Here is a 14,450-nt window from a genome sequence, read left to right on the forward strand (position 1 = left end):
CAGTGATGTGGCCATTTTCTTTTTCAGCCTTCCCGACCTGCCAGATAATCCTCAAAGCTTATGCTATCACTCGCTTCCAGCGCCTGCTGTGCAGCAACAGACTCCTGCGCCTGCTGAGTGAAATCCGCTTCGGTCAGAATTTCCAGTGGCTCCGCGCAGAGCATCTGCCGGTACTGCTCCGCCAGTGCAACACCTGCTCCGGTCAGGCCGTTCTCTTTAATAGCGTGAAGAATGCGCGCCGAGTAGGTTAGCTCAGGATCGTCAAAAGAAGCTACCAGTTGATCGCATACCTGCTGATATTGCGTGCTGCCCTCGTTGCTATCCAGCACTTCCGCGACGCGACGCAGATCGGCAAAGAGCGCTTTGCCTACTTCAACCAGCGAATGTTCAGTGTCGCTGCAGCCAACGCCAATAACCAGCCCTGGCTTACGTCCTTCCATCACCACGCGGTTCCAGTTTTTGCGACTGCAGAGCAGCTCGCTGGCGCTCAGTTCAGGGGCATCGGCCAGCGTACACCAAATCAGGAACAGATCGAGGAAGCGCGCCTGATCGGCATCCACACCTACCGGTGAGAACGGATTGATATCAAGCGAGCGCACTTCAATATACTCAATGCCGCCACGCAGCAGCGCATCAGAAGGGGCTTCTCCCGAACGGGTAACGCGCTTCGGACGGATAGGCGCATACAGCTCGTTCTCAATCTGCAGTACATTAGTATTAAGCTGCAGCCAGTTGCCTTCAGCATCTTTGACGCCCATGGCTGCGTACTCTTCAGAAGGGGTTTTGATTGCGGCCTTCAGCGCGCTCACATACCCTTCCAGCGAGTTGAAGGTAATACCGAGATTACTTTGTGACTTATTGGTATAACCCAGGTCACTCAGGCGCAGAGAGGTCGCATACGGCAGCCACAGCGTATCTTTACCATCCGTTTCAAACGGCAGCTGACTCTCACGCCCCTGAAGAAATGAGGAGCTGATCGCCGGCGAGGCACCAAACAGATAAGGGATCACCCAGCCGAAACGATAATAGTTGCGGATCAGGCGCAGATAGCCCGCAGAGATGGTCTCTTTACCGCTCTCAGCATCTTTTACATCCGCCCACTCCTGCCAGAAAGAGAGCGGCAGCGAGAAGTTGTAATGCACGCCAGAGATAATCTGCATCAGCGCGCTGTAGCGGTTTTTCAGCCCCTGCCGGTAGAGGGTCTTCATCTGGCCCACGTTTGAACTGCCATACTGCGCCAGCTCAATTTTATCGGTATCGTCAACGTGACCGGGCATACTGAAGGGCCACATGCGCTCTTCACCCAGCTGTTTTGCCACATGGCGATGGATGTCGCGCAGGAAGGTCAGCGAGCGATCGATATTTTTATCGACCGGCGTAATGAACTCCAGCAGCGTTTCCGCAAAATCCGTGGTGATCCAGTCATGCTTCAGCGCCGAGCCAAGCGATGCCGGATGGCCGGTAGTAGCCAGATGACCATCGGGCCCGACGCGTAACGTTTCGCGTTCGATGCCACGGCCGATACCCTTTAACGCGTCGGGATGCGCTTCCAGCCAGGAGAGCGCTTTTGATACGTCCGGGATCACATTAACCTCCCGCTGTGAGAATAATTTATTTTTGTTCAGCATAATGTTAACCGTAGCCTCGAATCTGTGCGAATCAATGCCACCACTCCATACCCTGTATTGTGGCGATCGCGATAAAGATATAACGCAGCGTTTTGCCGAGAGCGAGAAACAGCATGCAAGGCAGCCAGCTGAAGCGCAACCAGCCTGCGAGAACGCAAAGCAGATCGCCAGCAACCGGCAGCCAGCTAAAGATCAATGCCGCAGGGCCCCATCGGTGTAACCACGTCAATGCTGTGTCATGCCATCGCCCCTGCCCGTTCTGCGGCATAAGGCGACCAAGAAAAATGTTGGTCAGGCCACCCAGCGTGTTTCCCACTGATGCAGCCAGCAACAGGCCATATACCGATCCTTTCTGAGCAACCAGCAGCGCTATCAGTACAGCTTCTGAACTGCCCGGAAGCAGCGTAGCGCTCAGAAAGCTGCTGCCCAGCAGCGAGCCATAAATCAGGAAATCATTCACGGTAATGGCATATCGCACGTACGACAAAATGAGCCATTACTTTAGCTTAATGCGCTCAGGTTGTCGCCAGGCAGGCTTAACCGCAAATGCTTTGAAAGCATTAGGAATTTTCGTTTTCAGAAAAAGGTCAGGGAACAAAACCGGGCATAAATGGCGGTAAATGCAGCATTTTTCAAAACAGAGTACAAAAGAGAGTCAGCATTCCTATTAACGCCAGTGAACTCTGGCGGCGCTAAAATCGCTGAACAGAGACGGGTTAATTGCGAAAGCGGCTGGTACTGCCGGGGAGATTTGGAGAGCACAGCCCGGGTGCTGAAGCTGTCGGTAACGGGTTTAACTGAAGCATATGGGGAAAAAGCAGAGAATGGTGCATCCAGGAGGATTCGAACCTCCGACCGCTCGGTTCGTAGCCGAGTACTCTATCCAGCTGAGCTATGGATGCACTGAAGCGTAGCCTGCAAAGAAGCGACGTTGATAACACTGAAAGGGGGTGAAAATGGTGCATCCAGGAGGATTCGAACCTCCGACCGCTCGGTTCGTAGCCGAGTACTCTATCCAGCTGAGCTATGGATGCATTGAGGTATTTCTTACGATGGACTAACTGCAACAAGCCTGAAATGATACAAAGAATGGTGCATCCAGGAGGATTCGAACCTCCGACCGCTCGGTTCGTAGCCGAGTACTCTATCCAGCTGAGCTATGGATGCATTGAGGTAATTCTTGTATTACGCAGGGTGCTAACAACTCACCATGAAAGGAACTGCTCGTTCACTCTTTAACTTTATCCGCTACCATCTAAAAGATGGTGCATCCAGGAGGATTCGAACCTCCGACCGCTCGGTTCGTAGCCGAGTACTCTATCCAGCTGAGCTATGGATGCATCGGAAATGGCGGTGAGGCGGGGATTCGAACCCCGGATGCAGCTTTTGACCGCATACTCCCTTAGCAGGGGAGCGCCTTCAGCCTCTCGGCCACCTCACCTTACGCGTTCTTCCGAACCGTGCTTCTGAACTTGTTTCTGCTCATCGGCACTGCGTGGCGCACATATTACTTTCCCGGACTTATAAGTCAAACAATTTCTCCCGACTTTTTTCACTCACGCGTTCGATTGCACAAATGACGCACAATTCGGCTGATTTAACGGCGAAAAGGGTGATTTATCAACAGCAAAAGCCAGAGCAGTAATGAAAAAAGCGAGGAAGCTAAAACAGAAATAAACGGATGGAGGGAGCAGAAAGGTAGCGTCTCGCCCATGAGCGAGACGCTGAAAACGTTAGTAACCCGTGGTTTGTGTTTTTTCAGCCTGAATACGCTGATAAATCTCTTCACGATGTACCGATACTTCTTTTGGCGCATTAACGCCAATGCGGACCTGGTTACCTTTAACGCCCAGCACCGTTACAGTCACCTCATCGCCAATCATGAGGGTTTCACCAACTCGACGAGTTAGAATAAGCATTCTTTGCTCCTTGAAAGATTAAAAGAGTCGGGCCTGTTCGGGCTCCCGGCCATATCCATCATATACCGCTGAACAATACCTATGACAAATACACCATTGTGATTTGTCACACCAATACATTCTGCTGATAATCAGTTTAGCCGAAATACACTACATCGACCGGACTTTGTCATTACCTGGTGTCCATTGCACTAAAAAGCGCCGGAACAGACGTTCCTGGCGCTATACAACGCTTAATTTTAATTGTTACAGCCGGCTGCTTACCCACTCCTGTACGCCTGCCAGCGCGCCTGCCAGCGCCTGCGGATTGGTACCGCCCGCCTGCGCCATGTCAGGACGTCCACCGCCTTTTCCGCCCACCTGAACGGCCAGCGCGCTAATCAGCTCACCTGCTTTCACGCGGTCGGTCAGATCTTTAGTTACGCCTGCAATCAGCGAAACCTTACCTTCTGCTACCGTTGCCAGTACGATCACGGCAGACCCAAGCTGGTTTTTAAGGTCATCCATAATCGTACGCAGCATTTTCGGTTCAGTGTTACTCAGCTCACTTACCAGCAGTTTAGCGCCCCTGATTTCAATGGCGCTGCTGCTCAGCGATGCGCTCTCCTGGGCTGCCTGCTGATCGCGTAGCTGCTGCAGCTCTTTCTCCAGCGCGCGTACGTTATCCACCAGACCGCGCACCTTCTCACTGAGGTTGCTACTGTTGGCCTTCACCACCTGAGCAATGTCAGCCAGCTGATCGCTCTGTGCATGCAGCTGAGCAATTGCCGCTTCACCGGTCAGCGCTTCGATACGACGAATACCGGCAGCCGTGCCCGACTCAGACTGAATGCGGAACAAGCCGATATCACCCGTGCGCGCAGCGTGCGTACCGCCACACAGCTCCACTGAATATTCGCCCATGCTGACCACGCGCACCCGCTGATCGTACTTCTCGCCAAACAGCGCCATCGCCCCACGCGCTTTAGCCTCTTCCAGATCCATGATATCTGTCTGAATCAGCAGGTTGCGGCGGATCTGTGCATTGACGATATCTTCAACTTCACGGATCTGCTGCGGCTTCATCGCTTCAGAATGCGAGAAGTCAAAACGCAGATATTTATCGTTATTCAGCGAGCCTTTCTGCCCGACGTGATCGCCCAGCACTTCACGCAGTGCTTCATGCATCAGGTGCGTTGCCGAGTGATTCAGGCGAATACGTGCCCGACGCGCTTCGTTTACCTGCGCCTGCAGCGCATCACCGATACGCAGCTGACCATGAGTGAGCTTACCGATATGTCCCAGTGCTTTGCCATACTTTTGCGTATCCTGCACGCTAAATTCAGCATTCTGCCCTGTGAGTACGCCAGTATCCCCCACCTGCCCACCTGATTCACCGTAGAACGGCGTAGCGTTCAGGATCACGACGGCATCCTGCCCAGCGGTGATCTGTTCCACTGACTGACCATCAACAAACAGTGCTTCAATCGTGGCGTTCAGCGCCAGCTCTTCATAACCTTTAAATTCGGTTACGGCATCAACGCGAATAACGCTATTGTAGTCCGCGCCAAAGCCGCTGGCTTCGCGCGCGCGCTGGCGCTGCTGCTCCATAGCGGCTTCAAATCCCGCCTCATCAATCTTCAGATTGCGCTCGCGACAAACGTCAGCGGTCAAATCCGCCGGGAAGCCAAAGGTGTCATAAAGACGGAAGACGGTTTCACCATCCAGCGTGTCGCCGCTCACTTTTGCCAGCTCATCATCCAGCAGCGCCAGACCACGCTCCAGCGTTTTAGCAAACTGCTCCTCTTCCGCTTTCAGCGCATTTTCTACCAGTTTCTGCTGACGCTTCAGATCTTCACCCGCAGCGCCCATGACCTCAATCAGCGGTGCCACCAGCTTATAGAAGAATGCTTCTTTCGCGCCCAGCATGTTGCCGTGGCGGACCGCACGACGAATGATGCGACGCAGCACATAGCCACGGTTCTCATTCGATGGCATGACGCCATCGGCAATCAGGAAGGCGCAGGAGCGGATATGATCTGCGATAACGCGCAGCGATTTGTTATTGAGGTCGCTTGCGCCAGTGACCTGAGCAACAGATTTGATCAGCTGCGCAAAGAGATCGATCTCATAGTTGGAGTTCACATGCTGCAGGACTGCCGCGATACGCTCCAGCCCCATACCGGTATCCACCGACGGCTTAGGCAGCGGTTGCATGGTGCCGTCAGCCTGACGGTTGAACTGCATAAACACGATATTCCAGATCTCAATATAGCGATCGCCATCCTCTTCCGGGCTGCCCGGCGGGCCTCCCCAGATATGGTCGCCATGATCGTAGAAAATTTCAGTACAGGGACCGCACGGACCGGTGTCGCCCATCTGCCAGAAGTTATCAGATGCGTATGCGCTGCCCTTGTTGTCGCCAATACGAATAATGCGTTCGCGCGGCACACCGATCTGGTCAGCCCAGATATCAAAGGCTTCATCATCGGTTTCGTAAACGGTTACCCATAAACGCTCTTTTGGCAGGCTGAACCACTGCTCACCCGTCAGCAGTTCCCAGGCATAAGCAATCGCCTCCTGCTTGAAATAGTCGCCGAAACTGAAGTTGCCCAGCATTTCAAAGAAGGTGTGATGGCGTGCGGTATAACCCACATTTTCCAGATCGTTATGCTTGCCGCCTGCGCGCACGCAGCGCTGCGAGGTAGTCGCACGCGTGTAATCACGCTTGTCCTGGCCAAGGAAAACGTCTTTGAACTGCACCATGCCGGCATTGGTAAACAGCAGCGTTGGATCGTTATTCGGTACGAGGGAGCTGCTGGCTACAACCTGATGTCCCTTGCTATGAAAAAAGTCGAGAAACGCTTGACGGATCTCAGCAGTGCTCTTGCTCATAAAATTCCTGGAATCACGCTAACGAACGTTCCCTTTCGCTGACAAACCCTGTCTATCCGGTCCGTCGCTGACTGAGGAACAAAAAGTGGGAATAAGATAAAATTTCTGCAATAGGAAGTAAAATCACATTGCCTTTCAGTCGTCACTATTTCTGAAAACCGCCTGAATATCTTCCATCATAAAGCCTTTTGTCATCAGAAAACGCTGTACTTTGCTTTTTTCTGCCCAGGTTTGCGGCAGCGGCTCGCCAAACTTACGTCTGGCAAGCTCTGCAGCACACGCTATCCAGTCTACGTCACTTTCTGCCAGCGCCTGATTGATCTCGTCGCGTCCGATGCCTTTTTGCTGCAGCTCCATCCTGACGCGCTGCGGACCATATCCTTTGCGCGCCCGGCTCTGGATAAAACGCTCAGTAAATCGATTATCGTTCAGCCAGCCATTTTCCTGACACCAGTCGAGCACTTTTTCCAGCAGCTCATCCGGAATCGGGATATTTTCCTGCTGCTGCAGATAGGCCGCACGCTGGCCGGAGAGCTGCAGTTTGCGCTTCAGCTCGCTGCGGCTGTGATCGCGCTGTGAAAGCAGGCGCATAGCGCGGTCAAGTAAACGGGAGAAGTCAGGCACCGGTGCCTGTGATGATGTTGATGACATACACATTAGCCTTACTGTTGGTAACGGACAGGGTAAAGCATGGGGGGCAGAGAGCGGAAGGCGTGCAGAGGAGTAAAAAAGAAAACGGGAGCATTGCTGCTCCCGCTGATATTAAAAATCTTCGTTAGTTTCGCCTGCTTTTTCAAGCTCAGCGTCAGAAGGCTCTTTAGTATTTGCCTCTGCTGTCGCACCTGTCAGCAGCGCCTCACGCAGTTTGCTGTCAATCTCGTTCGCAATTGCCGGGTTCTCTTTCAGGAAGTTGGTCGCGTTTGCTTTACCCTGACCAATCTTATCGCCGTTGTAGCTGTACCACGCACCGGCTTTTTCCACCAGCTTGTGTTTCACGCCCAGGTCTACCAGCTCACCAAAGGTGTTGATCCCTTCGCCATACATGATCTGGAATTCTGCCTGCTTAAACGGTGCAGCGATTTTGTTCTTCACCACTTTCACGCGCGTTTCGCTACCTACCACTTCGTCGCCCTCTTTGATCGCACCGATACGGCGGATATCAAGGCGAACGGAGGCGTAGAACTTCAGCGCGTTACCACCGGTGGTGGTTTCCGGGTTACCAAACATCACACCAATTTTCATACGGATCTGGTTGATGAAGATCAGCAGCGTATTGGACTGTTTCAGGTTACCTGCCAGCTTACGCATCGCCTGGCTCATCATTCGTGCCGCCAGACCCATGTGCGAGTCACCGATCTCACCTTCGATTTCCGCTTTAGGCGTCAGCGCCGCAACGGAGTCAACGATGATGACATCAACGGCACCTGAACGTGCCAGCGCGTCGCAGATTTCCAGCGCCTGCTCACCGGTATCCGGCTGTGAACAGAGCAGATTATCGATATCCACGCCCAGCTTTTTCGCATAGACCGGATCCAGCGCATGCTCAGCATCGATAAAGGCGCAGGTTTTACCTTTACGCTGTGCAGCCGCAATAACCTGCAGCGTCAGCGTGGTTTTACCAGAAGCTTCCGGTCCGTAGATCTCTACGATACGGCCCATCGGCAGACCACCCGCACCCAGTGCGATGTCCAGCGACAGGGAGCCGGTAGAAATAGTTTCTACATCCATCGAGCGGTCTTCACCCAGACGCATGATGGAGCCTTTACCAAATTGTTTTTCAATCTGGCCCAGTGCGGCAGCTAAAGCCTTCTGTTTGTTCTCGTCGATCGCCATTTACACTCCTAATCATGCCGGGTGAGCAAACACTGGCTGTGTCCGCTCGTTCTGTTGCCAATAATTATACTGTATAATCATACAGTATCAAGCCTAATTTATCAGAAATTGATCAAGCAGCGTCTGCAGCGCCCACGCCACCGACTGACGCCGCACCGCCTCGCGATCGCCTGCAAAAACACAGCGTTGCGCAAAGATACCTTCCGGTCCGGCAAGGGCAAACCAGACGGTGCCCACGGGTTTATCTGCGCTGCCGCCGCCCGGTCCTGCAATGCCGCTTACAGCGATCCCATAAGGTGCCTGCGCCGCCTGACACGCGCCTGCCACCATCTCACGTACCGTCTCTTCACTCACTGCGCCATAGCGCGCAAGCGTGCTCGCCTGCACGCCTGCCATCTGCTGCTTGGCACTATTACTATAGGTGACAAATCCGCGCTCAAACCAGGCAGAGCTGCCGCTGATATCTGTGAAAACTTTGGCAATCCAGCCGCCGGTACAGGATTCAGCCGTCGTCACGCTGGCGTGGCGCGCTATGAGCTTTTCGCCAATCTGACGGCTTAACTGCTGCAGCTGTTCATCATTCATCGCTTTCTCCTTTTGCGGCGCAACGTTAGCAGTAAATGGAGCGGCAGACGGCGCTTTTCAACCAGCAGCAGTGAAATTTGCGCCTCTGCTTCCGCTGCCTCCGGTCCGGTTTCATGCCATCCTGACCGGATGCGGGGAAGCGCACAGCAGCGTGCCGTTGCCGCGTGCCGGATCGGCCGGAGTCAGTACCGCTTAATCAAGCATAGTCGCGATCTGTGCCAGGCAGGCGCTGACGTTCAGCAGTGAGTGAGACCGGAGGTGTTCAGTACAGAGGGTGGCGCAGCAGGAACCGAAAGCGGGAGGCGTAAATACCTTCAGGGTAAAAAACAGGACGGCCTGCGCCGTCCGGCCATCAGCTCTTTTTCACAAACTCAGATTTGAGTTTCATCGGGCCAAAGCCCTCGATTTTGCAGTCAATATTGTGATCGCCTTCAACCAGACGAATACTTTTGACCCTGGTACCAATTTTCAGCACCGAAGAGCTGCCCTTTACCTTTAAATCTTTGACCACGGTGACGCTGTCGCCATCTGCCAGCGTATTGCCATTGGCATCGCGTACCAGCAGCGTATCGCTCGCTTCTGCCGCGCTGGCAGACCAGATATGGCCGCACGACGGGCAGTTAAGGTTGTCGCCATCCTGCCAGGTATAATCAGCCTGACACAGCGGACAGGCGGGTAAATGCTCCATAAGTGCTCCTGATAATCTGCATGCGGTGAAATGGCACCGCAAAGAGGGTGCCATATTATATCCTCACACTTTATAAGGACAGCATTAAAGCAGATTGCCCTGCCGCGCTTTGGCGACCTCCTCTCCCAGCTGCCATACGGCCATCGCGTAATGGGTGCTGTGGTTATAACGCGTAATCACATAGAAGTTAGGCAGGCCGTACCAGTACTGATAGCTGGTGCCCAGATCGAGTCGCAGCAGGCTGGCTTCGCTGTTGCCATTCAGTGAGCCCTGCGGGGTCAGACCGCTCGCCGCCAGCGTGGCAACCGGATAACGCGTTTTGAAGCCATTCTCCAGCGCGGGTGCCTGTCCGCTCGCCGGTACGGCGACTGTCTCACCGCTGCGCCAGCCGTGCGCTTTGAAATAGTTTGCGACACTGCCAATCGCATCAACCGGATCCCAGAGATTGGTATGACCATCTCCGTTGAAATCCACCGCGTACTCTTTATAGGATGAGGGCATAAACTGGCCATAGCCCATTGCCCCGGCAAAGGATCCGCGCAGATCCAGCGGATCGTCCTGTTCGGTGCGCGCCATCAGCAGAAAGGTCTCCAGCTCGCTGCTGAAATAGGCGGCGCGGCGCGGATAGTTAAACGAGAGCGTCGCCAGCGCATCCAGCAGACGGGTTTTGCCCATCACCCGGCCCCAGCGCGTCTCAACGCCGATAATGCCGACGATAATTTCCGGCGGTACGCCATAAACCTGCTGCGCCCGCTGCAGAGCATCTTTATACTGATTCCAGAACGCTACGCCATTCTGTACGTTATCGGGCGTGATAAATTTTTTCCGGTAGCGCAGCCAGGCGCCGTTTGGCCCCGCTGGCGGCGTATAGCTCGGTGCCTGCTGATCCATCAGGCGCAGTACGTAATCAAGCCTCTTTGCCTGGCCGATAACCGCATGCAGCTGATCGCGATCAAAACCATGTTTCGCTACCATCCGATCGATAAATTGTTCTGCTGCCGGGTTGCCGGCAAAGTCACCAAACATCGGCTGAACCGCATGCGACGAATCCAGCAGGAAGCCGCCTTTAGGTGCCGGCACAACATCGCCTTGCTGATGAGGCGCAGGCTTGCTGCTGCAGGCAGCAAGCAGGAAAAACAACGGAATGAGGGCAACCTTAATACGCATTAGATATCCATAAGCGAGCAAAAAACCTGAACGCATATGGTAGTCGTTCAGCGCATTAACGGACAGAGTAATGTCGTAACTTTACGCGGTGTGTGCGCCCCTCAGGACGAGGTGGCGCACGTAACGGTTCAGGGTACCAGCAGCACTTTGATCGATTCGCGACCTGATGCCATCGCAAACCCCTGCTCCCACTCCGCCAGCGGAAAACTGTGCGTAACAATGCCTTCTGCGGTGAACCATTTTTTCTCAAAAAAGCTGATGACCGTTTCATAGCAGTGCGGGCCAAGATGTGAGCCGCGCACATCCAGCTCTTTGCGGTCGCCAATGATCGACCAGTCTACCGTTGCAGGCTTACCAAACACGCTGAACTCGACATAGCGGCCCATGCGCCGGATCATCTGCAGTCCCTGATTAACTGCCAGTGGGTTGCCGGTCGCCTCTATATAGATGTCGCAGCCGTAGCCGTCAGTGAGTTTGCGCACCTCCGCATCCACATCCTGCTCCAGCGGGTTGAAAACCAGATCGGCCCCCAGCTTTTTCGCCAGCGCCAGACGTTCCGGAATGGTATCCAGTACAATAAACAGCTTGGGGTTTTTGAGGCGGATAGCCTGAATCATGCCGGTGCCGAGCGGGCCAGCCCCTGCCAGCACCACCACATCATTGAATTCAATCGCCGCGCGGTTCACCGCGTGGACCGCACAGGCGAAGGGCTCAATCAGCGCGCACTCTTCGTGCGTCAGCGTATCAGGAATTTTATGCACCCGGCTGTTGGCTTTGAACAGCATATATTCGGTCATACCGCCATCAGAGTCCTGCGTCTGAAAGCCGTAGATGTCGTGCTTTTCGCACATCCAGTATTTGCCATCTTTGCAGAAGCGGCACTGATTACAGGGAATAATCTGTTCAGCGATGACGCGGTCGCCAGGCGACACGCCAAAATGCTCCAGCGCGCCCTCGCCATATCCGACGACCGTGCCATAAAACTCATGCCCCACCACTACTGGCGTTTTAACCCAGGCTTTTTCCGGATTACCATCTCCCCAGTACATTGGCGCCCCGTGCCAGCAGTGGACGTCAGACGCGCAGATACCACATGCCCCCACTTTTACCAGCAGCTCGCGTGCTTTTGGCTCAGGCAGCGGTAAGGTCTCCAGGCGATAATCGCGCGGGCCATAGTTCACCAGGCTTTTGATCTGTTGCGGCAGAATATTCATAGCGTATCCTTTTCGATAAATGTTAACGTCAATATTGAATGACAGAGAGATAGCCCGCAGGCTATCTTAACGGTGTGCTTTACGCTTAACGGAACTCAGCCAGATCGCGCCCAGAATGATCCCGCCTTTAATCACAATCTGCACATAGGGTGAAACCCCCATCAGATTCAGGCCATTATTGAGGATGCCGAGCATCATCGCGCCCACCAGCGTCCCAAGAATGGCACCTTTACCGCCAGCTATTGCCGCCCCGCCCAGCACGACAGCAGCGATCGCATCCAGCTCAAATCCGTTACCGGCGTTGGGCTGTCCGCTCATCAGACGCGAACTGAGCACAATACCGGCCACCGCCGCCGTGAGTCCGCTGATGATATATACCCAGAGCTTGGTGCGTGAGACACGGATACCGCTCAGGCGCGCGGCCTCTTCATTGCCGCCCAGAGCGTAGACGTGACGACCAAAGGGCTTCTGGTGCAGCAGGATCCACGCCAGCAAATAGACCACCAGCATGATTAAAATGGGCACCTGAATACCCAGCAGGCTGGCACGGCCAAACATCATGAAGCTTTCCGGCAGGCCGGAGATGGGATATCCCCCGGTATACATCAGCGCCAGTCCCCGTGCGATCCCCATGCTGGCGAGCGTAACGATGATGGGCGGCATCCGCAGCCAGGCGATACAGCCGCCGTTCAGGGCACCAAAGCCCATACCGATCAGCAATCCGGCCAGCACCGCCAGCGGCATCGGAATACCCGCTACCATCAGACCGGCGGCCACGGTGCCGGAGAGCGCCATCACCGATCCCACCGACAGGTCGATCCCGCCAGTTAAGATGGCACAGGTCATTCCCACGGCAATAATGGCGTTGATAGAGACCTGACGCGCCACGTTGCTGAGGTTGTTCGCGGTCAGAAAGCTATCGTTGAGAAAAATCATCACAATAAACAGCAGCACAAAACCGACAAACGGCAGGAAGGCGGGATGGTGCAGACAGCGGTCAAGCCGGCCACGCCTGCGCGACGTTTGTGACAGCATGGAATTAGAGAGAATACTCATGATGCGTTCCCCGTAGCGTGTAGCATGATGGTTTCAGCGTTGATTGCCGTATCGTGAAGCTCCTGCGCAATATGTCCGTTGCGAAACACCAGCACCCGGTGGCAGAGGCCAATAATCTCCGGCAGCTCAGAAGAGATGACGATGATGGCGATGCCCTTACGGGTCAGCTGCTGCATCAGCTGATAAATTTCCATTTTTGCGCCTACATCGATACCGCGTGTGGGTTCGTCAAAGATCAGCACCTTGCAGTCATTATTCAGCCAGCGCGCAATGACCACCTTTTGCTGATTGCCGCCGCTAAGCGTATTCACCTCCTGCTCCGCTGACGGCGTTTTCACGCCAACCCTGCGGATAAGATCGCTGACCACTTCACGCTCGCGCACATGGTGCAGAAATCCGCCGTGGGTGATCTGCCGGTTCAGCGTGATGTTATGCGCCACGCTAAACGGCAGTACCAGCCCTTCGGTTTTGCGGTTTTCCGGCAGCAGTCCGATCCCCTGCTCTAAGGCATCGGCGGGCGTACGCAGCCGCAGCGGCTCGCCATTCAGGCGCACCTCCTTTTGCCAGCACGCCTGTGCACCCAGCATCGCGCAGGCGGTTTCGGTGCGGCCCGATCCCACCAGCCCGGCAAAGCCGAGAATTTCTCCGGGCCAGAGCTGAAAAGCGTCTGCGGGTCCCTGGCGCTGGCGCTGCAGATTGACGTCCAGCAGCGGTAGCGTTGCCGCCGGCAGCGGCAGCTTATCGGGGAAATGCTGTGCCACCTGACGGCCCACCATCATTTTTACCAGCTGCTCGCTGCTGCAGTCGCTCACCGGGAGGGTGCCAACATAGCCTCCGTCGCGCAGTACCGTGATGGTGTCGCATACCGCAAAGATCTCCTCCAGATGATGCGAGATGAACAGCATGCCCACCCCCTGCTGTCGCAGGTCGCGCATCACCCGGAACAGATGCTCAGCTTCACCCGGCGTCAGCGTTGCCGTAGGTTCATCAAGGATCAGGATCCGCGCATCCAGCGCCAGCGCTTTGGCAATCTCAACAAACTGCTGCTGCGCCACGCTGAGGTGCGTTACCGCAATGTCCGGATCGAGTTCAACCCCCAGCCGCGCCAGCAGCGCCAGCGTACGACTGCGCATCGTCTGGCGATCCAGCCATCCCCAGCGGGTACGCTGTTCGCGATTCAGAAAAATATTCTCGACGGCATTAAGACCCGGTATCAGCGAGAACTCCTGAAAGACAATTCCCACGCCAGCTGTTATCGCCTGACGATAGCCAGCAAACTGCTGCGGCCGATTGTCGATAGCGATTTCGCCGCTGTCAGGCTGATAAATACCGCTCAGGATCTTCATCAGCGTGGATTTACCCGCCCCGTTTTCACCGAGCAGCGCATGGATTTCACCGGCGTGCAGCGTCAGGTTGATGTTGTTTAACGCGCGTACGCCCGGAAATGATTTACTGATTCCGCTGAGTTGCAGTAACGGCATGGCAG

General features: G+C 54.9%; 12 protein-coding genes and 5 tRNA genes. All 17 read right to left on the minus strand.

Going from position 1 to position 14,450, the window contains the following annotated elements; translation table 11 throughout:
• Window positions 1–23: 23 nt before the first annotated feature.
• The gene (gshA, locus tag DBY66_RS12445) at window positions 24–1,628 is read right to left on the minus strand and encodes a glutamate--cysteine ligase (RefSeq protein WP_039379822.1); all 1,605 of its coding nucleotides are present in this window, start codon (window positions 1,626–1,628) and stop codon (window positions 24–26) included.
• Between the two features lie 31 nt (window positions 1,629–1,659).
• Window positions 1,660–2,088 carry a YqaA family protein gene (locus DBY66_RS12450; RefSeq protein ID WP_039379824.1) on the minus strand — a complete coding sequence of 143 codons (429 nt, stop codon included), beginning with the start codon at window positions 2,086–2,088 and terminating at the stop codon, window positions 1,660–1,662.
• Between the two features lie 365 nt (window positions 2,089–2,453).
• Window positions 2,454–2,530: transfer RNA gene (locus DBY66_RS12455), tRNA-Arg, on the minus strand.
• A 55-nt stretch (window positions 2,531–2,585) separates the two neighbouring features.
• Window positions 2,586–2,662, minus strand: a tRNA-Arg gene (locus DBY66_RS12460).
• A gap of 56 nt (window positions 2,663–2,718) precedes the next feature.
• Window positions 2,719–2,795, minus strand: a tRNA-Arg gene (locus DBY66_RS12465).
• 96 nt (window positions 2,796–2,891) lie between these two features.
• Window positions 2,892–2,968, minus strand: a tRNA-Arg gene (locus tag DBY66_RS12470).
• Window positions 2,969–2,976: 8 nt separating this feature from the next.
• Window positions 2,977–3,069 (minus strand) — tRNA-Ser (locus tag DBY66_RS12475).
• Between the two features lie 292 nt (window positions 3,070–3,361).
• Window positions 3,362–3,547: a carbon storage regulator CsrA gene (gene csrA / locus DBY66_RS12480; protein ID WP_039379826.1), complete on the minus strand. Its 186-nt coding sequence runs from the start codon at window positions 3,545–3,547 to the stop codon at window positions 3,362–3,364.
• A gap of 246 nt (window positions 3,548–3,793) precedes the next feature.
• Window positions 3,794–6,421 (minus strand): alanine--tRNA ligase, encoded by a 2,628-nt coding sequence (gene alaS / locus DBY66_RS12485; protein WP_108569615.1) that lies wholly within the window; start codon window positions 6,419–6,421, stop codon window positions 3,794–3,796.
• A gap of 135 nt (window positions 6,422–6,556) precedes the next feature.
• Complete coding sequence (locus tag DBY66_RS12490) at window positions 6,557–7,072, minus strand: regulatory protein RecX (protein WP_233499587.1); 516 nt, start codon at window positions 7,070–7,072, stop codon at window positions 6,557–6,559.
• Between the two features lie 111 nt (window positions 7,073–7,183).
• Window positions 7,184–8,254, minus strand: a complete 1,071-nt coding sequence (recA, locus tag DBY66_RS12495; protein WP_039379830.1) for a recombinase RecA — start codon at window positions 8,252–8,254, stop codon at window positions 7,184–7,186.
• Window positions 8,255–8,347: 93 nt separating this feature from the next.
• Window positions 8,348–8,839 (minus strand): nicotinamide-nucleotide amidase, encoded by a 492-nt coding sequence (pncC, locus tag DBY66_RS12500; protein WP_039379832.1) that lies wholly within the window; start codon window positions 8,837–8,839, stop codon window positions 8,348–8,350.
• Window positions 8,840–9,191: 352 nt separating this feature from the next.
• On the minus strand, window positions 9,192–9,527 hold the full coding sequence (locus tag DBY66_RS12505) for a zinc ribbon domain-containing protein YjdM (RefSeq protein WP_039379834.1): 336 nt from the start codon (window positions 9,525–9,527) through the stop codon (window positions 9,192–9,194).
• Window positions 9,528–9,611: 84 nt separating this feature from the next.
• Entirely contained in the window at window positions 9,612–10,694 is a 1,083-nt protein-coding gene (gene mltB / locus DBY66_RS12510) for a lytic murein transglycosylase B (protein ID WP_108569616.1), read from the minus strand.
• Between the two features lie 128 nt (window positions 10,695–10,822).
• The gene (locus tag DBY66_RS12515; protein WP_039379838.1) at window positions 10,823–11,908 is read right to left on the minus strand and encodes an alcohol dehydrogenase catalytic domain-containing protein; all 1,086 of its coding nucleotides are present in this window, start codon (window positions 11,906–11,908) and stop codon (window positions 10,823–10,825) included.
• 66 nt (window positions 11,909–11,974) lie between these two features.
• Window positions 11,975–12,943: an ABC transporter permease gene (locus DBY66_RS12520; RefSeq protein ID WP_039385622.1), complete on the minus strand. Its 969-nt coding sequence runs from the start codon at window positions 12,941–12,943 to the stop codon at window positions 11,975–11,977.
• Between the two features lie 17 nt (window positions 12,944–12,960).
• Window positions 12,961–14,445: a sugar ABC transporter ATP-binding protein gene (locus DBY66_RS12525; protein ID WP_108569617.1), complete on the minus strand. Its 1,485-nt coding sequence runs from the start codon at window positions 14,443–14,445 to the stop codon at window positions 12,961–12,963.
• Window positions 14,446–14,450 lie beyond the last annotated feature (5 nt).

It is taken from the genome of Pantoea sp. RIT413, assembly GCF_003057675.2.
GTDB lineage: Bacteria > Pseudomonadota > Gammaproteobacteria > Enterobacterales > Enterobacteriaceae > Pantoea > Pantoea eucrina.

Excerpts from the sequence above, each read along its gene's own strand:
- pncC (WP_039379832.1), bottom strand. The coding sequence starts at position 8,839 with ATGAATGATGAACAGCTGCAGCAGTTAAGCCGTCAGATTGGCGAAAAG.
- DBY66_RS12520 (WP_039385622.1), bottom strand. The coding sequence starts at position 12,943 with ATGCTGTCACAAACGTCGCGCAGGCGTGGCCGGCTTGACCGCTGTCTG.
- recA (WP_039379830.1), bottom strand. The coding sequence starts at position 8,254 with ATGGCGATCGACGAGAACAAACAGAAGGCTTTAGCTGCCGCACTGGGC.
- DBY66_RS12505 (WP_039379834.1), bottom strand. The coding sequence starts at position 9,527 with ATGGAGCATTTACCCGCCTGTCCGCTGTGTCAGGCTGATTATACCTGG.
- gshA (WP_039379822.1), bottom strand. The coding sequence starts at position 1,628 with ATGCTGAACAAAAATAAATTATTCTCACAGCGGGAGGTTAATGTGATC.
- DBY66_RS12525 (WP_108569617.1), bottom strand. The coding sequence starts at position 14,445 with ATGCCGTTACTGCAACTCAGCGGAATCAGTAAATCATTTCCGGGCGTA.
- DBY66_RS12490 (WP_233499587.1), bottom strand. The coding sequence starts at position 7,072 with ATGTCATCAACATCATCACAGGCACCGGTGCCTGACTTCTCCCGTTTA.
- DBY66_RS12515 (WP_039379838.1), bottom strand. The coding sequence starts at position 11,908 with ATGAATATTCTGCCGCAACAGATCAAAAGCCTGGTGAACTATGGCCCG.
- mltB (WP_108569616.1), bottom strand. The coding sequence starts at position 10,694 with ATGCGTATTAAGGTTGCCCTCATTCCGTTGTTTTTCCTGCTTGCTGCC.
- alaS (WP_108569615.1), bottom strand. The coding sequence starts at position 6,421 with ATGAGCAAGAGCACTGCTGAGATCCGTCAAGCGTTTCTCGACTTTTTT.
- csrA (WP_039379826.1), bottom strand. The coding sequence starts at position 3,547 with ATGCTTATTCTAACTCGTCGAGTTGGTGAAACCCTCATGATTGGCGAT.